The organism is Leptospira harrisiae, from assembly GCF_002811945.1.
Taxonomy (GTDB): Bacteria; Spirochaetota; Leptospiria; order Leptospirales; family Leptospiraceae; genus Leptospira_A; species Leptospira_A harrisiae.
In genome coordinates this window covers 127,333-150,310 of record NZ_NPDX01000005.1, presented here as the reverse complement: position 1 = coordinate 150,310, position 22,978 = coordinate 127,333, and the positions used below count along the sequence as shown (strand labels likewise).

Sequence of the window (22,978 nt, the reverse complement as noted above, 5' to 3'; positions counted from 1 at the left end):
TGCTCATGGGAGAATACATGAAATCCAAAATATTACGCTTCACCACACTAACACTCCTGATCTTTACAGCCGGGATCACCTCAGATTCCGCATTTGATATGTCTACACAATCTGATCGAAAATCTGTCAGTGTTACCATTTACAATGGAGGCATTGGTCTTGTTCGGGAAACTCGTCTTTTAAATTTATCGAAAGGAATTCGTACATTGCGTTTCGAAGATGTTCCTTCTCAAATCATCCCACAAACCGTAAGAGTGAAAGGAGAGGATCCAAAAAAACTTACCGTCTTTGAACAAAACTATGAATACGATTTAATTTCTCCTGAACGTTTGATGGACAAATACATTGGAAAGGAAGTTACGCTTTACAATGAAACCAAAGAAAAAACCACATCCGTCAAAGCAACGTTAATCTCAAACAATGGAAACCCAGTGTATAAAATTGGCGATGAAATTTCTCTTGGATACAACGGAAGAGTGACAGTTCCTACCATTCCTGAAAATCTTTTTGCGAAACCTACTCTTGTTTGGAAATTAAAGAACGATTTAGAAAAGGAACAAACATTAGAAGTTTCTTACCAAACGAATGGACTTGGTTGGTCTGCCGATTATATCCTCGTTTTGGATAAAGAGGAAAATATCTGTGGTTTGAATTCTTGGGTTACTTTGAATAATAACTCTGGCGCTGAGTTTAAAAATGCAACATTGCAACTTGTTGCCGGAAAGGTTAATTTAATCTCCAACCAAACGAACACCTATGCAATGCAACCTCGCGCAGTCAAAAATACAATGCGAAAGGAATATGATGAATCTGCGGCAGCACCTGAATTCAACCAGGAAAATTTGTCCGAGTATTATTTGTATACTTTAGACCAACCAACAAATATTGGTTACAATCAAACCAAACAAGTTCAGTTATTTCAATCGGAAGGAATTGAAATCAAAAAGTTTTTTGTTTTTGAAAACTTACCAATGTATGAGGGAAATGAAAAGAATTTCAATAACGCAACTATCAAATACATCTTTAAAAATGCGAAGAAAAACAATTTAGGTCGTCCCCTCCCACAAGGAACCATTCGAGTTTTCAAAGCGGATTCCAAAGGAAGACAACAACTTCTAGGTGAAGATACCATCGACCATACACCTGAAAATGAAGAAGTAAAAATCAAAACAGGCCAAGCCTTTGATGTAGTGGCTAATGGCAAACGACTTTCGAGTGAAGTTTTCAAACTTTCTCGTGGAGACAAATCAACTTTCTCTGCAGAAATTCGAAACAGAAAAAAAGAAGAAATCGAAGTCAGGTTTTACGCTAGCCTTTGGGGAGATTGGACCATCACAAAATCTTCTCATAAATTTACAAAAGAATCTGCAACAAGAGCTTATACAGATGTGCCTTTAAAAGCAAACGAAACTGTGACCGTTGAATACACTGTAGAGACTAAGTACCACTAATGGAAAATAAATATGACGTAATCATTATTGGTTCTGGTATTGGTGGCCTCACGGCTGCCTCTATCCTTTCTCAAGTTGCCAAAAAGAAAGTACTCGTTTTAGAACGTCATTTTAAGTTAGGCGGTTTTACTCATACTTTCAAAAGACTCGGAAAGTTTGAATGGGATGTGGGAATTCACTACATTGGAGATCTTGCTAAGGGCTCCATGTTACGAACTCTTTTTGATTCCATCACAAGAAGAGGCGTACAATGGCAGAAGATGCAAGAACCCTTTGAAGTATTTGATTACCCTGATTTTAGTTTTCCTGTGTATGGAGAAAAAGAAAAATGTGTATCGGACTTAAAACTTAAGTTTCCTCTAGAATCCGAGGCCATTGATAGATACTTTCGGGATGTCGAAACCTTTACCCAATGGTTTGGAAGGCATTTTACTCTCAAAGCGTTACCATCCGTATTTGAAAAGGCCGCAAAGTTTTTAAACCTAAACCACATTTCTACACCTTACATCACCACCAAAGAATATATGGAAACACATATTCAGGATGAAAACTTAAGGGCCCTTCTTTGTTCGCAGTGGGGTGATTACGGCCTTCCCCCTGCCACATCCTCCTTTGCCATCCATTCCATGATTGTAGCCCATTACTTTAACGGTGGTTATTTTCCTATTGGTGGTTCTTCCAAAATTGTCGAATCCATTGAACCCATTGTGGAAGAAAACGGAGGAAGTTTAAAAATTCTACATACAGTTAAAGAAATCCTTCTTGAAGGAGACAAAGCTGTCGGTGTGAAAGTAGAAGTTCAAAAAGGAAAAACTTTTTCAGAACAGGAATTTTTTGCTGATGTGATTGTTTCGGATGCAGGCGCTTACACAACCTACAACAAACTATTACCAAAAGAACATTCTGTATCTTTTCAAAAACCTTTGGAATCTCTTAGCACTCAAGGAACCACATCCATCACACTTTATATCGGTTTTAAAGAGTCTCCTACAAAACTCGGATTTCATGGCGAAAACCATTGGATCTTCCCTGACATTAACCATGACGCTAGTTATGCGAAACGAAATGATTTGACGGAGGGAAAACCTCCCATGATGTATCTTTCCTTTCCTTCTTTAAAAAATCCAGAGGCAGAAGGCCACACTGCCGAGGCGATTAGTTTTGCCGACTACTCGCTATTTGCCAAATGGAAGGACGAACCTTGGAAAAAACGGGGAGAAGAATACAGCCAACTCAAAGAAACCATCACAGAAGGAATGTTAGAATTTTTAGAAAAACGATTTCCTGGTTTCCGTGACTTAATCGAATTCACAGAACTCTCCACACCCATAACAACTGAATTTTTTACAGGACATAAAGAAGGATCGATTTATGGACTTTCCTGTACACCGGAACGCTTCAAACAAGAATGGTTAGGTGTGAGGACAACGATCAAAAATCTTTACCTAACGGGTGCGGATGCCTGCTCACCTGGGGTGGCCGGTGCCTTAATGGGCGGAGTAGCAGCCTCCTCTGTGGTTTTGGGGCTTACTGGAACTCTCCGGCTCATGAAGGAACTTTTCCAAAAGAGCCAAGAAACCAGTTGACAATTGGTTTAAGATTTGATAGTTTGATATTAAATTAATGGGAACAAAATTCAAAGGCTCAAAAAAAGAAGTACAGGCACTCGATGCGTTTATTAAATTAAAACGTGCTGCCGAATCTCTATCATCTCGACTCATTTCTGAATTTACCAAGTGGAATATTTCAGAAAGTCAGTTTGGAGTTTTGGAGACCTTGTACCATTTGGGGCCACTTTGCCAAAAAGAACTTGGGGATAAAATTTTAAAGAGTACAGGAAACATCACCCTTGTGATTGATAACCTGGAAAAAAGAAGTCTCGTTGAACGTGTGCGTGGTGTGGAAGACAGAAGGTTTATTTCTGTCCACCTAACTAACGATGGAAAAAAACTTATAGAACAAGTTTTTCCCGACCATGTAAAACGAATTACTTCTGAGTTTGCTGTTTTATCGCCAGAAGAACAAGAAGTCCTTGGAAAGATTTGTAAAAAGCTCGGCAAAAAAACCGACGTCATCTGCAAATAATTTAATCTCGGTAGTCCATTACCAATCGAAATCCCGCTCGCCTATCTTCAGATAGGTTGGGAATCCCACCATAAGATCTGGCTGTTGCAGTCGAATTTTTTGCGGAATCTGAATAGGAACCACCGCGAATCACTTTATACATTTTTCCAAAAGAAAAGTTCTTAATATGATGTCCAGGATACAATTGGTAATCACTGGAAGTCCATTCTGCTGCATTACCGCACATACCAATTGCGCCATATGGGCTTGCCCCTTCGGTTGATAAGTCCAATACCGATTGAGCCTTTCCTATTTTTGATTCTCTTGTATTACAATATAAAGAATCGTATTCGTCACCAAATGGATATTTGGTGGCAATGATTTGATAACCTAAGGTTTCATCTCTATTGGTAAATTCAATCACACCTGGTCCACGAGCCGCTTTTTCCCATTCCCACTCAGTAGGAATTCGTTTTCCAACCCAGCTCGCGTAACGTTCCACATCTCTATAAGTAAGATGGATTACTGGAAAATCGCCTTCCCCTTCTGGATATTTTCCCCCAATCCAATGAGGAGGACTTGGAGTATTGGTTTGTTTTAAGAAGTATGCATATTCCGCATTGGTGACTTCATACTTATCAATATAAAAGGAGGGAATCTCTTTCAAGTTCGATGGTTTTGGTTCTAAAAAATAAGGATTAAAACTTTCAGAGGAAGGATCTGTCCCTTGGCCGTATAACAAAAGACCCCTGGTCACAAGAACCATTTCTTTTCTATCCTTGGGATGAAAGACTGTTTTTCTGGGAGGAGTAAATCTTCCTTTAAAAAATGCATCTGGTTCCGTAAAAAAATCTTCTTCAATATAACTGGAGATGTAGGCATCTGTTGTGATCTCTTTCATTTTTGAACTTAGATCAGGTTTATAATCACCTACCAATACCACTTCAATGAATTGATTTTTTTTATTAATATGTTTTTCTTCCCAGACGGTATCGCGAACTACGAGAACCCCTTGTTTTAGGTCTGTCAGTTTTTGATATACAGGAAATTCTTTTGTTTCAGCAAATAAAGATTTAATTTCTGCGAGAGATAGTTTGGAAATGCGTTGATTGCGATAAATCCGAACTTTGATCCAAAGTCTATTTTTATAAACACCGACAACTTCACCTTTCCAAAGTTGGACTTTTCTTTTTGTCGATGCAAAAGGAGATTCTTCCGAAGTATCCTCTTGTGAAACAAGGGGTGAGGTCACAATTCCCCAAACGAATAGAATCATTAACAAGTTCTTCATGCTGTCTTTTATCATCATCGGCCTATTTTGCAGAAACCTTTTGATTGAAATTTCCTGTGCGTGTATACAATCTGTGGGAAAGGGAAATACCACATTGATCGAGTTTCAGTACAAACGAGAGAAGGAAAATATCCTTATTTCCCTTAAAACAGATTCTACCCAGATCGGTACCTTTCACCGAATCGCTACGATCATTTATGCACTTAAAATGGACATCCTTTCCGGCGAACTTAGTACAGTTATTGAGAAAGGCAGAGAATTTACAATCGATTCGTTCATTTTACAAGCAGATGGCGGGGATACCACCCAAGCCGCATTCAAACTAGGGATGATGATGGATTCCTTATTTTCTAAAAATACAAAGTTTGAAGAAATTTTGGAGAAATTACAAATCCAAGAACCTGCCATTGCCACCTTCTTTCGTGAAACTCCAGAATTCATTTTTAGTGATCTGCCAGAAAGGAGCGAAACTTGTTTGTATTTGGAAAGTAGTGCCGGACGAGGTTTGTTGTATTATGTATCTCGCATTTTAATGCAAAACCAAATTAACATTCGTAGTGCAACCATTGAAACGGACTTTGAAACAGGCCGGGCAAAAGATAGTTTTTATTTAACTGATGCATCGGGGAAGATGTTTGCTTCTTCTGATCTTGCTGACAAAATCAGAAAAGAAATTCTAGCCCCGATCCAATCGAACTCTCGTTAGAGATTAGTTTTTACAAAGAACTTTTAGAGAAGTAGCTTTGTCCACTTTTGGTGCTTTTCCATTTGAAAAACGGTAAGCCAAACCAGACTTCTTATCCACTTCAGTTTTGGTCCAATATTTCTCTTCGCTAGATTTAATCTCTTTTGGCGCAGTTGCTGCAAATTTTACGAGATCTTCTTTAGAAGGAACCACTCCACCTACTGATTTACAATACGTAGCTGCTTCTGACCATTTTTTAGATGCTACTTTGTCCACGAGAAACCCTGCTGTCGATTCTTCTGCAGGTGCAGGAGACTCTTCTACTTTTTTCTCAGGTTCTGCAGCAACTGGTTTGGTTTGTGCATCCGCTGGAACAGAAGCAGTTGCCACTGGAGCAGGTGCTTTTGTTTTGAAATATTTTACGTATCCTAAGTACCCGATCGCGAGTACACCGGCAAGAACCAAAAATAGATACACTCCATTTCCTGATTCTTTTGTTTGAGAAGATCCTTCGGAATGAGACACCGGGGATTGAAGGGAAACTTGCGCGGACTCATCGTTTCTGAAAAGTGATGCACTTTCGTTTCTTGTAGATTGTTTCTTAACCGTATTTGTTTTCTTAGCCGCTTTTTTAACAGCCTTCTTCTTAGCGGCAGATGATGATTTTTTCGTTGCCATAATGATAATCCTTATTGCCGAGACAATTCTAATTATAGTTATCACATAAAAACAAAAAAAGCTGAAGAACTTCTTCTCAAATTTGTTTTTTTTTAAATTTTTTTTAAGTGTGTTTCCTTTTCTCCTACGAAATCGTGATCCTAGATGAAAGAAGTTCGTATTGGTCTATTGGGTGCCGGTGTTGTCGGTACTAGCTTACTCCAACTCTTGGATAAAAACCGAGAAAAAATCCAACGTCATTATGGAATCAACTTACAACTAACGACCATTGCCACCCGTAGCCCGGGAAAACTCCAAGGTAAAACGAACGTTCCAGTCACTGACGATGTATTATCTGTTACAAATCGTTCGGATATCGATATGATTGTTGAATTGATAGGCGGAACGGATACAGCTTACCAAGCAGTTCGGTCATCTTTGGAACATGGTAAAACTGTCATCACAGCCAATAAGGCATTGTTATCTGAAAAAGGCAGGGAATTGTATCCAATTGCAACAAAAACTGGAGCTGAGCTTGGTTATGAAGCAGCCGTAGCCGGATCTATCCCTATTATCCGCACATTACGCGATGGACTCTCTTCTTGTGAATTTGAAGTCATTTGTGGAATCCTGAATGGAACCACAAATTTTATTTTAACCAAAATGGAACAAGAAGGTTGGGATTATTTAACTGCACTGAAAAAAGCACAAGATCTTGGATTTGCAGAAGCAGACCCAACCTTCGACGTAGAAGGAATTGATGCCGGGCATAAAATCAGTTTGCTTGCAAGTCTTGCCTTTCGTGAGTACGTTTCGTTCGCTTCCCTTTCCGTAAAAGGAATTTCCGATTTACAATCTTTGGACATCCAATCCGCTCTTTCTCTCGGATATCGAATTAAACTTTTAGGAATCTCTAAACGAAGTTCGGCGGGTGTCCTTACCAAAGTCCATCCAACTCTCGTTCCTCTCGACCATCCATTGGCAAATGTCATGAACGAATCGAATGCAGTTTTTTACAAAACAAAAGAAGCAGATTCGGGAATGATCACTGGAAAAGGTGCTGGTGGAATGCCTACTGCAAGTGCTGTTCTCTCTGACATCATCTACTATGCGTCAAGACTGGGAAGTCAGGACGTCGCTAAGGAAAATAATCTTTTCCCAGAAGCTAAAGCCTTTCCAGAACCTGACAATTTGGTTCGTTATTACTTACGTTTTTCCACTGTAGACAAACCTGGAGTGCTAGCTGAAATTTCTCAAGTGCTCGGCCGTCATAATATTTCAATTGCTTCCGTCCAACAGAAGGAGTCCACTTCGGAACCAGTGTCTGTGATTGTAGTCACACACTCGGCGACAGAGGGGGAATTTCAGAAATCTTTACAGGAAATTGATACTATGTCGACCATCATCAAACAGAAAACTGTGGCCATCCGGCTTTTGGAAAAACTGTAACTCGCTATGGCGAATTTCCAGTTTCCCTCTCTGGATCTAAAAACAGAATTCATCGAAATCAAAGGAGAACGAGTTCTGGTTGTTTCCTTTGTGGGCCAAATCACAAATACCAACGCCTACGAAATCAACCGAAATATTTCCGTGATCTTTCGCGACTCTGTTTATAATATTATTTTGGAACTAACCAAGTTGGATTATATCAATAGCATTGGTGTGGCGACACTCATTGGTATTATCAAAACAGTAGAGAGTAATCATGGCAAAATTCTGATTGGGGGACTCAATCATTTTCTGGAAAATGTAATTCGACTGATGGATTTACCACGTAGTGTACAAATTTATAATACTAAAAAAGAAGCCATTACGAATTGGGAATAGAAGCTAGGTTTGGAGTCTGTTCCTTTTTCTTCCAAAGTTCTTCTTCAATTAAATCCAAAAGATGCGACAAACCTTCGCGGGTCACAGCAGATACAAGTAATGCCTCATTTTTTTCAAATGAAGCACGTGTTTCCTCATCCAACCCGTCAGCTTTGTTAAAAACCACCATTCTCGGAATTTCGTTCAATTGAAGCGAATTGAGAATGGTATCTACGGCTTCCATTTGTTCCGCATAATTTGCGTTTGTTGAATCTACAACATGGAGTAATAAATCTGCATCCCCTAATTCCTCAAGAGTCGCTTTAAATGCTTGGGATAAATCTGGAGGAAGGTCGTGGATAAAACCCACAGTATCAGAAATGATGATTTCTCTCTCTTCTGGAAAACGTATCCTACGAGTTGTGGGATCTAAAGTTGCAAATAATTTGTCTTCGGCAATGACAGTAGAATTCGTGAGGGCATTGAGTAAGGTTGACTTTCCGGCATTTGTATAACCAACAATTCCCACGATAGGGATTTCGTTTTTGGAACGAGCCTTTCGGTTTAATTCCCTGCGACGTTTGAGATCTTTTAGTTCATTTTCCAAACGAGTGATTTTTTCTTCCACGCGCCTGTTTCCAATTTCTAACTTGGTTTCTCCAGGCCCTCTACCACCGATACCACCTGTTAGGCGACTCATATTGTCGTCCAATTCAGAAAGTCGGTTTTTTAAGTATTTGAGTTGGGCCAGTTCCACTTGAAGCTTTCCATCTCTCGATTTTGCATTTTTGGAAAAGATATCTAAAATCAGCTGGGTACGATCTATGATTTTTAAATCACTTGCATCGGATATTTTTTTGGCCTGTGAAGGTGTGAGTTCCAAATCAAAAATCAAATGTTCAATGTCTTTGTGAACCGAAGTAAGAATGATTTCTTGTAACTTACCTTTTCCTACAACAGTTCTGGGATCCGGATCTCTTTTTTGAACATAAGTATCCACAACATGGATTCCTGCTGTGCGACAAAGTTCTTTGAGTTCTGCCATCGAATGGTCAGGCGAACGTTTCATCTTTCGAACATCATACACACCCACAAGGAAGGCCCTGTTTTCTTTTTGAGATTCTTTGAGGTTGGATGTTTTTTTTGTGAATTCAGATTCGAGTGCTTCAACTTGTTCGGAGTATCCATACTTCAATTGACCTGGGTATTGTTTAGGTGAAAGAATCCAAGGTTCCTTTGCATCCGGATCTGGATTGATGAATGCAGAAAAAAAGAATTTAGGAATCCCATCTGTGCCAACACAGGCTGCCGTAATGGAATCAAATCGGTTAAGGACAAGGTCCATCAAATCTTCTTGGTTTAATGGGTGTTCTTTGAGATGAGTATGGAAAAGGCGTAAACCCCGAAGCCTGGAATGGGCCACACGGTAACGATCCAAGTGGGGAATTTCGATGGAATGGTCGTTCCCAACAATCAAATGAGTGACATAACCTGTCCTCTCAATGAGAAGGCCGACCTGCCGACCAATTTCCACTGAAATCTCTCCAACGAGCCTTGCGAGGTCCATTGAGATGATAGAATCCTCCCGAAGACGCCTTTCGGAGAGAGATTTTAACTTTTTTACCTGGTTTGGCTTGAGACCAGCTAGATTGCCGCTAATTTTACTTATAGTACGTATCCGATATTCAAAGTATGGAAGTAGGCTATCAGATGTTTCAAAAGGGTCAAGACATAATTTGGAAGAGCAGTTTATGGGTGGTCTATGTTCTACTCATCAGTTGTTCAAGTTCGAAGCCCTACCAGTTAACAGATGTTTCACCCAAGTATAAAGAATACCAAGGTAGTGATTTAGATCCTCATAAAGCTAAGGATGTCATCATTCCAGTAACCAATAATCGAAAGTATGATGATTTTATCCAAGAGGCACACAAGACGATAGCGCTATTAGAGTTTGGAGAAAATGTTGCCCTTCGTGCCGACAGCAAAAAAACAGTGGGTGAACCTGTAACCAAAGAGATGCAGGCTGCTGCTTATTTGGAAGAAGACCTTCCTCAAATTGTATCCAAACTTCCAGGACTTTTGCAAACCAACCAAGACCTAATTGATAGCACTCCGAATGATTTTGATGGGCCATCAATTGGTCAAGTCAGTTATGAATTAGGCAATATTTTAGATTCTTTAAAACAATTTAATTCCAAAGCCATTGGAATTCAAAATGCAATTCGACATTTACGATCAGACTCAGGAAATTATAGCCAAGGAAAAGATGTAACTGAAGCAGAAACAAAACCGATTGCAGAAGATCCTATAATCAAAACGAATGAGTCGGAATTAACTAAAACTGTCAAAAAGCTAGTTACGAAAAAAGAAGAAACTGGTTCTAAAATTTCGATCAAACGACTTAATCGCAAAACAAAAGTTACAGGAAAAGTAAAAGCTACTGAACAAATTAATGAACTTGTCAAAAAAGAAGAGGAAGAAGTTCTCTCTGATGAAGAAAAAAAAGACAGAGAATATACTGAACAAATTCGCAACGGCCTCGTTCAGGTATTCCAATGGGAATACTATCGAAAACCTCAGAAATTAGAAAAGATATTATCCTCACATCCAATCCCTCGTGTTCGGTCCGCTGCCGCACTTGCACTGGGACGTATGAAAGCTGGTCGCGTCAGTTTACAAAATGCCATCGATAAGGACGGATACCAAGTTAGGCCTGCCGCATACAAAGCACTTTCTGATTTGGGAGACAGAAGATCTTTATCCTATTTTATTGCAGGAACCAAAGCAGAAGACCCAGAAGTCATAGCTGTGAGTTACGAAGGTCTCGGAAAAACGAGAGATCCCGCGGGTAGAGAAATGATTCTCACAACTGGACTTGCTTCTGAATTTGTTGTAATTGTTTCAGGTTCCCTTCGTGGACTCGCCTATCACAAATTAGATGCCGATGTAGAGGTATTTGATAAGTTTTTAAAATCCAATGATCAAGAAATCAAAGAAGCGGCACTAGAAGCTCTTGCAATTCATGGTAGTCGTGAAAGTCTACGAATTTTGGAAAAAGTTGTAGCAGAAGAACCCAATCTTGCTCTTTTGGCTGTTGATGAAATTAGCAAAAACCCATCCCTATCTGCGACTTTTGCTCTCATTCGATTGAATGAATCCCAGACCGATGAAAAATTAAACAAACGAATAGGAGAATCATTACTTCGCCGCAAAGCTTTTGGTAAATACGCCATCATATTAGTCCAAGATGACTATCTCCGTGCAGAACCAAACGAACGTTCTAGACCAGTATCGTATATCAAAAACAAAGAAATTGGACTAATCCTTTCCGAAACCAAAAAGGAATTTGCAGTTCGGATTGGTGAGGACATTCTTACGGACAAATACATCCAAGTGAAAATGGAATCCACTCTACCTGGTGCTCGAGGAGCATTTGTGTCTGGTTGGGTATTCTATCCTAAACTGGATATCATTGAAGTGAAACAATTAGGAAGCGATGGAAACTCTGGAAAATATTCCAATTTGAAAAAAGGAAAACATAACAATCTCTTCAATCCGATTGAAGAGATTAAAGTTCCTAGAAAGGATTAGATTTTCCTCTGCATAGTGCGGTGGGGACCCATTCCACCGTTCCTTGTTTGAGTGGGACTTTGGGGATCATCCAATGAAGCCCACAAAACCAAGGTAAAAACAAAGAAGAAAACGGCATGACTCCAATTACGTCGAATCCAGTGGAAGCAATCACAAGGATACCTTTATAACCAGCTTTGTAGATTTGACGCATCATCCAAAGCCCTGAGGTTTGGGTTTCCATTGTTACATCAGAAACAATCATATCGTAGTTTGGATTTTTGGTAAAAAGGGCTAATCCTTCTTTGGCATCCATTGCCCGATCAGACGGAATATTTTTAGAGTCAAAATATGATTTTAAATTGTTCGCATAACGATCATTATCATCAACAATTAAAACTCTTTTCATATTTGGATCTCCGCTTCCGCAAATTGACTGTCATATAACTTTTTATAAATTCCGTTTTGGGAAAGTAAAGAATCGTGATCACCTTGTTCTTTGATTTCCCCTTCTTCAATCACCACGATATTTTTTACACGACGCACTGTGGAAAGACGGTGAGCGATGATGAAGGTGGTTCTATTTTTAAAAAGGCGTTCTAAGGCTCGACTGACCAACCTTTCGGATTCAGCATCGAGGGCACTTGTTGCCTCATCTAAAATCATAATTTCTGCATTCCGTAACAAGGCACGTGCGATGACCAACCTTTGCCTTTGTCCCCCACTGAGATCTAACCCACGAACCCCAATGACGGTATCATAACCTTTTTCCATATTGGTAATAAAATCATGGGCGTTGGCAAGACGAGCGGCACGAACCACTTCTTTCCTGGTAGCAGCTCCAGTCCCGTAAGCAATGTTATCTGCTACTGTTCCGTGAAAGAGGAAAATTTCCTGAGTGACAATTCCTATTTTTTTACGAAGGGAGTTGAGAGAATAGTTCCGAATGTCAATTCCATCGATTAAAATTTTGCCAGCTGTTGGATCAAAAAATCGAGGAATCAAATCCATCATAGTCGATTTGCCTGAACCACTAGTTCCAACAAAGGCATAGGTTTCACCCAGTTTGATATCTAAGTTGATTCCTTTTAAAACTTCTTGGTTGGTTCCTGGATAAGAAAAATGAATGTCGTCAAACTGAATTCCCGTCTCTATCTTTTCAAGGACAGTCTCATCTCCATGTTCAACAACTTCGGGATCACGATCGATGATTTCAAAAATGCGTTTTCCAGCAGAATTGGCTTGTGTGATTTTTCCCACCATTTGCGAAAGTTGAGTGAGAGGTCGAAGTAAAAATAACAAGGTAAGGAGGAAGGCCATAAATTCCCCTTGTGTAAACTTACCTGAATATATGAATTTGGCACCCATTGCAAAGTAACCAAGCACCACAATGGAGGATGTAAGTTCCACAAGGCTTGGTGCCATTTGTAAGTAGAATTGCCCTTTGAAAGTCCTTCTATATACTTTGTAGTTGATGTTATCAAACTTTTTAAGGTCCTGTTTTTCTTGTCGAAATGTACGGATGACCTTAATTCCAGAAATGAATTCTTGGATATGGCTATTTAGGTCTGCAAGTTTTTCTTGGAACCTTGCAGTGGAAGAGGAAATTTTCCGTGTAAACAAGGTTACAGGCAAAATCACTACGGGAATTGTAAGACAAGCTAAGAGTAATAATTCGGAATTTAAATAAATCAGAATCATTAAGTGAGTCACTACGTAAAAAAAGTTGATGACCGCATCACGTAGGTTACTCGAAATAACAGCGGCCACTATCTCTGCATCATTGATGACCCGACTCATAATCAGTCCGGTTTTTTCTTTATAAAAATAGGTAAGTGGTAATCTCTGGACTTTTTGAAATAATTCCTGACGGACATCTCTTACAGCCTTATAACCGGCAGTTGCTATACAATAAACAGATAAAAGATATGTTCCCAATTTTAAGAGATAAAGTGGAAAAACTGCAATACAAACTGCCCAAACCACTTCCTTAGGTTCCATATCTTCAGTGAATTCATTAATTTGAAGTTTTGCTGAAATGATAATACGTTTGATTCGTTCCAAACCATCCAAACTATCATCACCCAAAAGAACTTCTTGGACGAGAATCGTTTTCTCAGGAAGTGTCAAATCCAAATGGAACCGATTGTTTTTGTCTCCACCTAACGAATCAAAAAGGGGAATCAATGCGGTGAGAGAAATCCCATTTAAAACTGCTGTCAAAAGTGCAAACACGAGGCCCAAAACAAATCGTTCCCGGTAATACACTGAATAGGACAATAGTCTTAAAAAATATTTCATGCGATAACTTCCTCATAGAAGTTACGGAGTAAGGTTTCCCCATGTTCAGTGAGAATGGATTCTGGATGAAACTGAACCCCAAAGACTTTATTCCATTTTCTGTGACGAATTCCCATTATGACTCCATCCTTTGTTTCGGCTGTCACTTCCAATTCACTTGGCAAAGAAACTTTCGAAACGGCCCAGGAATGGTATCGGTTTGCCAAAAATCCATTGGGAATGTTTTTAAAGACACCTTCGCCATTATGAACAATCTCGGATGGACGTCCATGGAATATGTCTCTCGTTTGTTCGAGTTTGGCTCCGACGACTTCTGCCAATGCTTGGTGGCCAAGGCAAATACCGAGAACAGGTAATGATTGGTAAAATGATTGTAAGTGAGGAAAAAGTTTACCAGAAGATTTGGGAAGGCCAGGTCCCGGAGACAATACTACGGCCTTGTATTTTTCATACAAATCAACCGGTAGGTCTTCATCGTGGCGCATTACAGTTGTCGGTGTGATTTGGTTCAGGTATTGGTACAGAATATAGGTGAATGAATCGTAGTTGTCGATAAGAAGGAACATATTAGGAGAGGACAAGTGGAATAGTCAAAAAATCCACCTGTCCTAAATCCAATCTTTATGCGTTAGGAGTTTCGATCCCAACACCATCATTGAGAAATTTGGAAATGATCACACGTTGGATTTGTGAAGTTCCTTCGTAGATTTGGAAAATTTTTGCATCACGCATTAATTTTTCTACTGGGTATTCTTCATTGAATCCGTATCCACCGAAGATTTGGACTGCATCTGTTGTGACACGCATTGCCATATCAGCACAAAATACTTTTGCAATGGATGCTTGGTATGTGTTTCTAAATCCGTTATCAATAAGCCAAGCCGATTGCCAGCAAAGAAGTCTTCCTGCTTCAATATCACGAGCCATTTCAGCGATCATAAAACTAACACCTTGATTTACTGAAATTGGTTTTCCAAACGCATTACGAGTGTTTGCATAGCGAATGGAATGGTCAAGCGCAGAACGAGCGACACCCACTGCGCCAATTGCCACCGCAGGACGAGTTTGGTCAAAAGCACCCATCGCAATTTTGAATCCTTCCCCTTCTTTTCCGATCATGTTTTCTTTGGGAACTTTTACATCTTCAAAAGTAACACCGCGAGTGTCGGAACAACGTTGTCCCATATTTTTTTCTTTTTTACCAACAATGATTCCTGGAGATTTGGCATCGACGATGAATCCTGTCATCCCTTTGTGGCCAGCATTTGGATCTGTTTTTGCTAAAACAAAAAACCAATCCGCATGACCTGCGTTAGTGATCCACATTTTAGATCCGTTGATGATGTATTCGTCACCTACTCTTTTTGCCGTAGTTCGAATTCCAGCGACATCAGAACCAGCACCTGGCTCCGTTACTGCATAAGCAGCCAATGTGAAATTTTCAGTCATTGGTTGGATGAATTTTTTCATTACATAATCATCTGCACCTAACAATACTGGAGCGAGTGCTAAGTTGTTAGCTAGGATGGCAGTTGCCATTCCCGAACAGCCGTAAAATAACTCTTCCGAAGCAATCAATTCATCCAAAACACCAAGGCCAGACCCACCGTATTCCACGGGGATATGCATATTCATAAGGCCTACATCAAAAGCTTTCTTTAAAATTTCCTTTGGGTATTCACCTGTGTGGTCATGGTGTTCCGCCTTGGGAATCATTTCATTTTTGGCGAAATCTTTAGCTAAATCGCGGAGGGCTTTTTGTTCATCGGTGATAGAAAAATCAATCATGGTGTGCCTTATAGATGTTTTTTTACAGTACTTTGGAATTTTCTCTCTGAGTCAAGAAACTAGGGCGACTTAAATCTGTTGAAAAATCTTTTGAATCCAAAATCTTAGCCATGGGAGAAAACAATGTCAGGACACTCGAAATGGGCGACGATTCGAAGAAAAAAAGGGGCCATTGACGCCAAAAGAGGCGCCATCTTTACTAGGATTGCCAAAGAAATTTCCGTAGCTGCCAAAGAAGGTGGTGGAGACCAAGAAGGCAACCCAAGACTTCGTCTAGCAGTCACAAAAGCCAAAGCTGCCAACATGCCAAAAGACAATATCGAGCGGGCTATCAAAAAGGGAACGGGCGGTTTGGAAGGTATGGTGTATGAAGAGTGCCTGTACGAATGTTACGCACTGGGTGGAGTTGCCATTATGGTGGACGTCCTCACTGATAAAAAATCACGTACTACTCCCGAAATTAAAAGCATTCTAACCAAACTTGGTGGATCCCTTGCCAATGCTGGTGCCGTTTCCCGTCTTTTTGAAAGAAAAGGACAAATCACCCTAAAGGCGGATCAAATATCGGAAGAAGCTCTCTTTGATCTAGCACTTGGTGCCGGTGCCGAAGACATCCAAGTCAATGACGGAATGTATACCGTAATCACTGCTCCTGCTGAATATGAAGCGGTTCAATCGGCTCTTTCCACCAAGGGTTTGAATATGGAAGAGTCTGAAATTAAATACATTCCCATGACCACAGTAGAAGTGAACGACAAAGAAACGGCAGAAAAGGTCATGAAGTTAATTGATAACCTAGAAGCCAATGATGATGTGCAAGGTGTGAGCTCCAACTTCGAGTTAGGTGAAGGAGTGGAACTCGACTAAGCGATTTGTCTTTCAAGTCAATTCTGACGGTTGTTTTGAGAATAAAATGATAGGACGGTTTATGTCGCCCTATCATTTGGAATTTCATAGGATCCATCCTCAGAGGGAACCAATTCCATTTGTTATCTTTTTTTGATCATCCCTGCAATGAAGATAAGTAAAATCGCACCGACTACTGCCACGATGAGTTCTGCAATTAGACCATAAGAACGAAAACCTAATAACCCAAATACAATTCCTCCCAAAAAGGATCCCACTACACCAATTACCAAATTGGCAATGAGTCCAAATCCTTTCCCACGCAAAATACGACCAGCAAGCCAACCTGCCGCAAGACCAATCAGTAAAAACCAAATAAAACTAAACATAAGTTACTATCCTTGTTGCCTTTTCTTTTGAATTCTCATAAAATTACAAGAAGTCGTTTGAGAATCAAATCATATACGCAGGCTACATTTGAAAAATCAACTTTTAACAGGTCCCTATTATTTTGGTATGAAGGACTTGGATGTGTTCAAAAAACATTTTATTCAAGAGAACCAAGGGAAACCACTTTTCCTCATTCGTTTTGAAAACATTACAGGGATCGAACTAACAGATTTTTTGGATTTACTCCGAACTGATTTTTACTCCTGTTTGGATTTAGAAGACATTAGTTTTGGATTTCATTATATAGAAAAACAAAACATTTTAATTATGGGAATCTCGCCTCTTTTCGAATGGGACATTGAACGATTTCCTAATATAGAAAATTCAGTTGGTAAATTCCAACAACAATGTTTACAAAATAAAATCTTATCCTTCCATTTTGGTGTATCAAGAACCCAATCTAATTTTATTTCAGATAGTGATGAAATTTATAAAGAACTCTATAAATCTTCAGAAAAAAACCTAAATGATAACCTAGTACGTTGGAGTTGGACTTACTATAACAAAGCAAATACGTATATCTCTGGATCCGTTCATGAAGCAATGATCCAACCAACTGTCATATTTAATCCTAAAGAAAAAACTTATGCTGTGAAGGGAGGCGAAGTATTCCTAGGTGGTGGAGCCTATATTGGGTATAAAGATTTAATCAATGATATTCCTGCTGACCAAGATTTAAATCGTATTGAACTTTTGATTTTAGAAAAGCTGATCATTGCATGCGAAGGAGCACCTGGTTTATTAAAATTCAATATCTCCCCTCAATCTTTAATTGATACTTTTTCACATATGGATCGAGTAGACCGGCTCAAAAAACTTATACAAAACAAAGACCTACTGCCTGAAAATATAAGATTTGAACTCGTTGAAAAACCATACGATGATTCTCACTTTCCATTAAAAGATGTATGCCATGCATTTTATTCCCACGGAATGAGTTTTGCGGCTGATGACTTTGGTGTAAAAAGTCAGTCCCATCAAATTGTTTTGGATCTAGGAATTATGATCAAAGAGTTTAAATTGGATCCCATTAGTTTTAAATTTAAAATAGAAGAAGACCAAATTAAATTTTTGGACAACTTAGCTTTTATTGATTATTGTAAACGTCTTGCAGACAATAGGGAAGCCGTCATCACTGCGGAAGCTGTGGAAGATTATGATACTTTACGATTTCTTATGGAACACCAAATCTATCAGTTCCAAGCAAATATTTTATTTGGAAAAATGACAGTCTCAGATTATAAAAGAGATTTTGAGATTCTACACTCGATTCATGAAGACGTAGTCAAAGAAGTATTGACAGATAAAATTTTGTCAGAAAAACAAAAGAAAGTCGGAAATTTGTTTCGAGTTGCATCGGAAGAGGGTTTAATTTAAAATTCATTATGCATTTCATCATGGCCATTGAAAACGATCCAAACTCAGCGCAAGATTTGGAAAACATCTTCCTTGGTTTACGCCAACGAGTTGTCATAACAAAATTTTCGCAAACAGTTCAAGAATATGTAAAATCTTCCAATCCTGATATTATATTAATGGGTTTGTCTTTTAAGGACAAAAAGGAATTAGAATTTGTCTTGGAACTTCGTCGAGATGTAATCACTCACAACATTCCAATATTGGCAATGATTCCAAAAGAAGATACCAACTTCATTGCAAATCATAAAGTTCTAGGTTTTACAGATTATATGGTAAAACCGTTAATGAAACAACCATTGCTTGATCGTATTCATTCACATGTTGAGGAATATAAGTTTAGTGAATCTTCAAAAACAAGAGACAATATGTCCTTTGTAGTTGTGGATCGTGGCCATGGTCGTGTGTTGTTTCAATGTCGTGCCAATCTCAAACGATATGTATTTCCTGAATTCAAAAAAATATTCACTCCCAATTTTTTAAAATCCATTCATGCGGAACGTATTTGTTTTGACGTTCGAGTGGTTCCCGAACTAGGCAAAGAAGAAGTAGAAGTATTCGAACGTGTGATGAAACTTTTTTCAAATCATGAAAAAGTTGTGTTTATTGCTGGCCGTCACATGGGAGCATTTATTGAACATGCAGCTGATGATGATAAAATGTTAGTGTTTATGGCTCCAAACGAATTCGATGAATACGTTAAGATGGAAGAACAGAAAAAAGAAGAACTTCGCAAAAAAGAAAAAAAGGATAAATTTGCAAAAGACAGTGGCAAAGAAAGCCCTCAAACACCTCCAACTTCTTTAGGTGATGTAAAAATTGAAATACCATTAGGCGGAGCAACTCTTCCTGAGACAACTGAGGAGCCTATTATTTCTGAAACACCTAACGATACACCGCCTGGTGCTGGTACAGTCGAAGAATCCCCTCAATCATAAATTTAAGAATAAAATAAGAAGAAACAAATGAATTACAAACGTGAAGTCATCGACATTCCCAATGGTAAAGGCGAAATCATTCGCTTTCAAATGAACGACCAAAACTCATTGACTGGGCAAAACATGCGAGATCTAGGTGAGATTTTAAATGAGATCAAAGCAGACAATTCTAAACGAGGTGTGATCTTAACCACAGATAATCCGAAGTTTTTTTGCAATGGACTCGATGCCGAAAATTTACTTTCTACCAGTCGTGACAAACTCATAGATGAGGTTGGCGGAATTGTAATTCTTTTTGGTGAGTTAGTTAAATTTGATAAACCACTTATCACGGAAGTGACTGGTCATGCCATGGGCGGAGGAGCGGTCATCACTGTTGCTTCTGATTTTAAATATATGTTAGATGGAAAAGGTAGAATTGGCTTTACCGAAGTGAATGTTGGCCTACCACTTCCTGGAAGTTTTATCGACCGTATCAAAATGTGTGTCGATCCAAGATATTGGGCAGAAGTATGTTTAGAAGGAACAACTTACAAAGGTGCAGAAGCTAAAAAAATTGGTCTCATCGATGAGATTGCACCGACGCCAGAAGAGATTCGTAAAATTGCCTTAAAGAAACTTGAAACACTTTCGAAGGTTCCGCAAGCAGCATATCGAGCGACTAAAAATACATTGAATGGCGTGCTGATTGCTAACTTAGAACAATATAAAAAAGATACAATTAAATCCTTTGAACAACCAGGTGTTGTTGATAATTTACTCGAAGCAATGACCGCTCTTAAGGAAAAACGTAGACCCGTTTTTAAATAAATTGTAAAAGAACGAGGGGAAAATGAGAATCGCCCCTCGTTTCTTATAAGTCTTTTCACCATTATAGCCGAAAATTATAGTGAAATCTGATGTTGCGTTCTTTCGTATTAGTACTTATACTCTCTCTTTATCCGCTCTCGGCAATATCTGTATCTGATTTCCCACCAGGGTTTGTTTTAAAAAATCCTTATCTTTGGCCTGTCAAAGGATATGATTCCATCACAGGTACCTTTGGTGAATTCAGGACGGGACATTTTCATATGGGACAAGACTTTTCCACAGGCGGAAGAATTGGTGTTCCCATTTTAGCAGTGGCAAAAGGGAAAGTCACTCGTGTACAAAGGAGATGGACTAGCATAGGTTATGCGCTTTTTCTACAACATGATGATGGAATGACTTCCCGTTATGGTCATTTAAACAAATTTTCTCAGAAAATTATCAAACAAATTCTAAAATCAAAACAAGCAAAACGTTACAAAGATAGAACCGATTTTGATATTGCCCTTCCGGAAGCGGTTGAAGTTGAAGCGGGTGAAACCATTGCATTTTCTGGGGATACGGGAGTTGGCCCACCCCACCTTCACTTTGAACTTTTTAAAGACAATGTATATTATAATCCCGTACATTATGGTTTAGGTTACAATGTTGCAGAGCCCATTGTATTCAATGCACTTCGAATCACACCTCAAACTCCCAGAACATTTATCAACGGCCGAAATGAAACCGTTGAAATTCCTTTTTACGAAGCTAGCGGAAACCGCTTTGAATTATCTGAATCTCCTACTCTTTTTATCCAAGGAAAAGTTGGGATTCAAATCGCAATTCATCAAAAATCAAATAGTAATCGTCTTGGAATTTTCACCTTAGATATGTTAATTGGTGAAAATGTTTTACAAGGATTTCAACTTTCAAAAATATTAAAAGAACATACAAGAAAAAATGTTTTATTATATGATAGCTCGGTTAGTAAACCAAATGGAAATCCATTTTCATATTATTTGCATACAAGAGATGGAAATGACCTTTTAGGAATGAGAAGTAATGGAAGGGAACAAGGTCTTCTAGATAGCGAACAAATGCGAATGGGAGAACCAAAAGAAATTACAATCCGCGCCACAGGTATGGGTGGACAAATGTCATTTGCTTCCTTTTATATTTTAAAAGATCAGGGTGATTACAGTCATATTGTTACCAAAGAATGGAAGTACAATGTGTACTATGATCGTTATACAACTTTCAAATCCAAAGATACAAAAGTAGAATTGTTTTTTCCTGTGAATGCCGTATATTCAAAGGCATTTTTTGATATTGAAGCCCAAGAACAAATTCAAATCAATACAAAAGGTCTCAATCAACTTTCCAGCGTATATAAAATTGGTCCTGATTTTAAAGACTTTAATTTAGGTTACGATCTTTATGTAAAAGTTCCCAAAACAAAGGACATTAATTCAGCAGATTTGTATGAAGTTTTGGCTGATGGGAATGTAAAAAAAATCAACGGTTCATCGTTTAGTTCTTGGGGTCAGTTTTTTAAAGTAAGATTACGAAAAACAGGAATGTTTGTGGTACTTTCTGACCAAACTCCGCCTACCATTTATCTACATGATTTGATGAATAAAACGGTATATCCGAGAGAAGACTTCGCTCTATATCTAAAAGCTGTGGATGTTGGATCAGGAATTATGCCAGACGGCTTTGATATCACAGTGGATGGAATTCCAGGCAAAGCAGAATTTTTTCCAAAAGATGGCCGGTTAGAAATCTTTGAACCAGAAATTTTATATGAACCAGGAAAACATACTGTGCTTGCGAGTGTTCGAGATTTTGCAGGAAACTGGAGTTCTACCGTTCGGTATGATTACGAAATCCAAACACCACCAGTCCCGGAAGAAAAGAAAAAACTACCTACAGAAAATCAAAACGTAGATACAATTAAAGATAAAAAGAATACAAAAGAAATAAAAGAAACAAAAACCAAATCTTCTTCGCCTAAGGTGCAAAAGACGGTAAAACCAATCACAATCGCACCCAAGGCAAAGGATAAAAAATCTACATCCCGATAGCCGCACCACCGTCTACACGGAGGTAAGTTCCAGTGATGTAAGATGCATCATTGCTTAAGAAAAATTTCACAGCAGATGCAATCTCTTCTTGTTTTCCCGGACGTTTGAGTGGGATTACAGAAGGATCTGTCAACTTGTCTTGTACTTCTTTAGAAAGAGTTCCTGTCATTTCAGTTTGCACGTATCCAGGGCAAACTGCATTCACAAGAACGTTTCTTCCAGAAAATTCACGAGCAGAAACTTTAGTTAACGCAATCACACCCGCTTTGGAAGTGGAGTAGTTTGCTTGGCCAGGTTGGCCTGTTAATCCAGAAACTGAGGAAATGTTTACAATTCGACCAGAGTCAGATTTTAGAATGAGTTTACTTGCGGATTTAGTCATAAGGAAAACTCCCTTACAGTTCACATCCATTACAAAGTCATATTCTTGTTCAGACATACGAATGAGAAGATTGTCTTTCAAAACTCCCGCGTTGTTCACAAGAAAATCTAATTTTCCAAAAGCTTCTTTTGTTTTGCTGATGGCAGCATCACAGTCTTCTGGTTTTGTTACGTTACAAGCAACTCCAATTGCCTTCACACCAAATTTTGCTTCTACTTCTCTTGCAGCTTCTTCAATTTTTTCCTGATTCAAATCAACAAGCACCAAACTTGCACCATGCGATGCGATTCGGTTTGCGATTGCTCTTCCCAAACCAATGGGAGAGGCAGCTCCCGTTACCAGTGCTACTTTTCCTTCGAATTCTTTGGACATATGCCCCCCTAGGATTTATTACTAGATTCTAAACTTGAATTTCGAACATCGTTCGGCAATCGTAAAATTCCCAGTTGAAAGAGAAGTT

The 22,978-nt window shown here is 38.9% G+C and carries 21 protein-coding genes; 12 read left to right on the top strand and 9 right to left on the bottom strand.

The features are described 5' to 3' along the window. Positions 1-17 precede the first annotated feature (17 nt). The 3 genes from CH364_RS15490 to CH364_RS15480 are packed head-to-tail and all read left to right on the top strand — an operon-like array spanning position 18 to position 3,536. Positions 18-1,451, top strand: a complete 1,434-nt coding sequence (locus tag CH364_RS15490; RefSeq protein WP_100744701.1) for a DUF4139 domain-containing protein — start codon at positions 18-20, stop codon at positions 1,449-1,451. Next, positions 1,451-3,037, top strand: coding sequence for a phytoene desaturase family protein (locus CH364_RS15485; protein ID WP_100743610.1), 1,587 nt, complete (start codon positions 1,451-1,453; stop codon positions 3,035-3,037). Before CH364_RS15490 ends, CH364_RS15485 begins: the two co-directional genes overlap by 1 nt. Positions 3,038-3,074: 37 nt before the next feature. Beyond that, positions 3,075-3,536 carry a MarR family winged helix-turn-helix transcriptional regulator gene (locus CH364_RS15480; RefSeq protein WP_100743611.1) on the top strand — a complete coding sequence of 154 codons (462 nt, stop codon included), beginning with the start codon at positions 3,075-3,077 and terminating at the stop codon, positions 3,534-3,536. Position 3,537: 1 nt separating this feature from the next. Here the strand turns inward: CH364_RS15480 and CH364_RS15475 are convergent, their stop codons facing one another. Then, the gene (locus CH364_RS15475) at positions 3,538-4,806 is read right to left on the bottom strand and encodes a formylglycine-generating enzyme family protein (protein WP_100743612.1); all 1,269 of its coding nucleotides are present in this window, start codon (positions 4,804-4,806) and stop codon (positions 3,538-3,540) included. A gap of 94 nt (positions 4,807-4,900) precedes the next feature. On the opposite strand from CH364_RS15475, the gene CH364_RS15470 reads away from it, so the two are divergent. Next, positions 4,901-5,512 (top strand): hypothetical protein, encoded by a 612-nt coding sequence (locus tag CH364_RS15470; protein ID WP_100744702.1) that lies wholly within the window; start codon positions 4,901-4,903, stop codon positions 5,510-5,512. 3 nt (positions 5,513-5,515) lie between these two features. On the opposite strand, the gene CH364_RS15465 is transcribed toward CH364_RS15470, so the two are convergent. Further along, positions 5,516-6,169 carry a hypothetical protein gene (locus CH364_RS15465; RefSeq protein ID WP_100743613.1) on the bottom strand — a complete coding sequence of 218 codons (654 nt, stop codon included), beginning with the start codon at positions 6,167-6,169 and terminating at the stop codon, positions 5,516-5,518. Between the two features lie 144 nt (positions 6,170-6,313). On the opposite strand from CH364_RS15465, the gene CH364_RS15460 reads away from it, so the two are divergent. Together CH364_RS15460 and CH364_RS15455 are read left to right on the top strand one after the other, a co-directional pair. After that, positions 6,314-7,597, top strand: coding sequence for a homoserine dehydrogenase (locus CH364_RS15460; protein ID WP_100743614.1), 1,284 nt, complete (start codon positions 6,314-6,316; stop codon positions 7,595-7,597). Positions 7,598-7,603: 6 nt separating this feature from the next. Continuing rightward, positions 7,604-7,975 carry an STAS domain-containing protein gene (locus CH364_RS15455; RefSeq protein WP_100743615.1) on the top strand — a complete coding sequence of 124 codons (372 nt, stop codon included), beginning with the start codon at positions 7,604-7,606 and terminating at the stop codon, positions 7,973-7,975. Here CH364_RS15455 and hflX read toward each other — a convergent pair. Continuing rightward, positions 7,959-9,521 carry a GTPase HflX gene (hflX, locus tag CH364_RS15450; RefSeq protein ID WP_100743616.1) on the bottom strand — a complete coding sequence of 521 codons (1,563 nt, stop codon included), beginning with the start codon at positions 9,519-9,521 and terminating at the stop codon, positions 7,959-7,961. The two genes, CH364_RS15455 and hflX, sit on opposite strands and share 17 nt — an antisense overlap. Before the next feature lie 143 nt (positions 9,522-9,664). Between hflX and CH364_RS15445 the strand changes: the two genes are divergently transcribed. Beyond that, positions 9,665-11,545: a HEAT repeat domain-containing protein gene (locus tag CH364_RS15445; RefSeq protein WP_207762252.1), complete on the top strand. Its 1,881-nt coding sequence runs from the start codon at positions 9,665-9,667 to the stop codon at positions 11,543-11,545. On the opposite strand, the gene CH364_RS15440 is transcribed toward CH364_RS15445, so the two are convergent. From CH364_RS15440 to CH364_RS15425, 4 genes are read right to left on the bottom strand one after another with little or no spacing between them, the layout of a single operon-like run. Beyond that, positions 11,532-11,933, bottom strand: coding sequence for a response regulator (locus tag CH364_RS15440; protein ID WP_100743617.1), 402 nt, complete (start codon positions 11,931-11,933; stop codon positions 11,532-11,534). The genes CH364_RS15445 and CH364_RS15440 overlap by 14 nt on opposite strands. Continuing rightward, positions 11,930-13,825: an ABC transporter ATP-binding protein gene (locus tag CH364_RS15435; protein WP_100743618.1), complete on the bottom strand. Its 1,896-nt coding sequence runs from the start codon at positions 13,823-13,825 to the stop codon at positions 11,930-11,932. The genes CH364_RS15440 and CH364_RS15435 overlap by 4 nt, the downstream gene beginning before the upstream one ends. Further along, entirely contained in the window at positions 13,822-14,391 is a 570-nt protein-coding gene (locus CH364_RS15430) for an anthranilate synthase component II (RefSeq protein ID WP_100744704.1), read from the bottom strand. Before CH364_RS15430 ends, CH364_RS15435 begins: the two co-directional genes overlap by 4 nt. A 55-nt stretch (positions 14,392-14,446) precedes the next feature. Next, positions 14,447-15,613 carry an acyl-CoA dehydrogenase family protein gene (locus CH364_RS15425; RefSeq protein WP_100743619.1) on the bottom strand — a complete coding sequence of 389 codons (1,167 nt, stop codon included), beginning with the start codon at positions 15,611-15,613 and terminating at the stop codon, positions 14,447-14,449. Between the two features lie 123 nt (positions 15,614-15,736). Between CH364_RS15425 and CH364_RS15420 the strand changes: the two genes are divergently transcribed. Next, positions 15,737-16,480 (top strand): YebC/PmpR family DNA-binding transcriptional regulator, encoded by a 744-nt coding sequence (locus CH364_RS15420; RefSeq protein WP_100743620.1) that lies wholly within the window; start codon positions 15,737-15,739, stop codon positions 16,478-16,480. 122 nt (positions 16,481-16,602) lie between these two features. On the opposite strand, the gene CH364_RS15415 is transcribed toward CH364_RS15420, so the two are convergent. After that, on the bottom strand, positions 16,603-16,848 hold the full coding sequence (locus CH364_RS15415) for a GlsB/YeaQ/YmgE family stress response membrane protein (protein ID WP_100743621.1): 246 nt from the start codon (positions 16,846-16,848) through the stop codon (positions 16,603-16,605). 88 nt (positions 16,849-16,936) lie between these two features. On the opposite strand from CH364_RS15415, the gene CH364_RS15410 reads away from it, so the two are divergent. The 4 genes from CH364_RS15410 to CH364_RS15395 all read left to right on the top strand — a co-directional run bounded on the left by CH364_RS15410 (position 16,937) and on the right by CH364_RS15395 (position 22,136). Then, complete coding sequence (locus tag CH364_RS15410) at positions 16,937-18,286, top strand: EAL domain-containing protein (RefSeq protein ID WP_100743622.1); 1,350 nt, start codon at positions 16,937-16,939, stop codon at positions 18,284-18,286. A gap of 8 nt (positions 18,287-18,294) precedes the next feature. Further along, positions 18,295-19,263, top strand: a complete 969-nt coding sequence (locus tag CH364_RS15405) for a response regulator (RefSeq protein WP_207762253.1) — start codon at positions 18,295-18,297, stop codon at positions 19,261-19,263. 27 nt (positions 19,264-19,290) lie between these two features. Continuing rightward, on the top strand, positions 19,291-20,073 hold the full coding sequence (locus CH364_RS15400; protein ID WP_100743623.1) for an enoyl-CoA hydratase/isomerase family protein: 783 nt from the start codon (positions 19,291-19,293) through the stop codon (positions 20,071-20,073). 89 nt (positions 20,074-20,162) lie between these two features. Further along, on the top strand, positions 20,163-22,136 hold the full coding sequence (locus CH364_RS15395) for a M23 family metallopeptidase (protein ID WP_100743624.1): 1,974 nt from the start codon (positions 20,163-20,165) through the stop codon (positions 22,134-22,136). On the opposite strand, the gene CH364_RS15390 is transcribed toward CH364_RS15395, so the two are convergent. After that, entirely contained in the window at positions 22,123-22,890 is a 768-nt protein-coding gene (locus tag CH364_RS15390) for a glucose 1-dehydrogenase (protein WP_002972927.1), read from the bottom strand. The genes CH364_RS15395 and CH364_RS15390 overlap by 14 nt on opposite strands. Positions 22,891-22,978: the final 88 nt, after the last annotated feature.

Excerpts from the sequence above, each read along its gene's own strand:
- CH364_RS15425 (WP_100743619.1), bottom strand. The coding sequence starts at position 15,613 with ATGATTGATTTTTCTATCACCGATGAACAAAAAGCCCTCCGCGATTTA.
- CH364_RS15485 (WP_100743610.1), top strand. The coding sequence starts at position 1,451 with ATGGAAAATAAATATGACGTAATCATTATTGGTTCTGGTATTGGTGGC.
- CH364_RS15490 (WP_100744701.1), top strand. The coding sequence starts at position 18 with ATGAAATCCAAAATATTACGCTTCACCACACTAACACTCCTGATCTTT.
- CH364_RS15465 (WP_100743613.1), bottom strand. The coding sequence starts at position 6,169 with ATGGCAACGAAAAAATCATCATCTGCCGCTAAGAAGAAGGCTGTTAAA.
- CH364_RS15445 (WP_207762252.1), top strand. The coding sequence starts at position 9,665 with ATGTTTCAAAAGGGTCAAGACATAATTTGGAAGAGCAGTTTATGGGTG.
- CH364_RS15475 (WP_100743612.1), bottom strand. The coding sequence starts at position 4,806 with ATGAAGAACTTGTTAATGATTCTATTCGTTTGGGGAATTGTGACCTCA.
- CH364_RS15420 (WP_100743620.1), top strand. The coding sequence starts at position 15,737 with ATGTCAGGACACTCGAAATGGGCGACGATTCGAAGAAAAAAAGGGGCC.
- CH364_RS15460 (WP_100743614.1), top strand. The coding sequence starts at position 6,314 with ATGAAAGAAGTTCGTATTGGTCTATTGGGTGCCGGTGTTGTCGGTACT.
- CH364_RS15390 (WP_002972927.1), bottom strand. The coding sequence starts at position 22,890 with ATGTCCAAAGAATTCGAAGGAAAAGTAGCACTGGTAACGGGAGCTGCC.
- CH364_RS15415 (WP_100743621.1), bottom strand. The coding sequence starts at position 16,848 with ATGTTTAGTTTTATTTGGTTTTTACTGATTGGTCTTGCGGCAGGTTGG.
- hflX (WP_100743616.1), bottom strand. The coding sequence starts at position 9,521 with ATGGACCTCGCAAGGCTCGTTGGAGAGATTTCAGTGGAAATTGGTCGG.
- CH364_RS15440 (WP_100743617.1), bottom strand. The coding sequence starts at position 11,933 with ATGAAAAGAGTTTTAATTGTTGATGATAATGATCGTTATGCGAACAAT.
- CH364_RS15435 (WP_100743618.1), bottom strand. The coding sequence starts at position 13,825 with ATGAAATATTTTTTAAGACTATTGTCCTATTCAGTGTATTACCGGGAA.
- CH364_RS15480 (WP_100743611.1), top strand. The coding sequence starts at position 3,075 with ATGGGAACAAAATTCAAAGGCTCAAAAAAAGAAGTACAGGCACTCGAT.
- CH364_RS15405 (WP_207762253.1), top strand. The coding sequence starts at position 18,295 with ATGCATTTCATCATGGCCATTGAAAACGATCCAAACTCAGCGCAAGAT.
- CH364_RS15430 (WP_100744704.1), bottom strand. The coding sequence starts at position 14,391 with ATGTTCCTTCTTATCGACAACTACGATTCATTCACCTATATTCTGTAC.
- CH364_RS15400 (WP_100743623.1), top strand. The coding sequence starts at position 19,291 with ATGAATTACAAACGTGAAGTCATCGACATTCCCAATGGTAAAGGCGAA.
- CH364_RS15395 (WP_100743624.1), top strand. The coding sequence starts at position 20,163 with ATGTTGCGTTCTTTCGTATTAGTACTTATACTCTCTCTTTATCCGCTC.
- CH364_RS15455 (WP_100743615.1), top strand. The coding sequence starts at position 7,604 with ATGGCGAATTTCCAGTTTCCCTCTCTGGATCTAAAAACAGAATTCATC.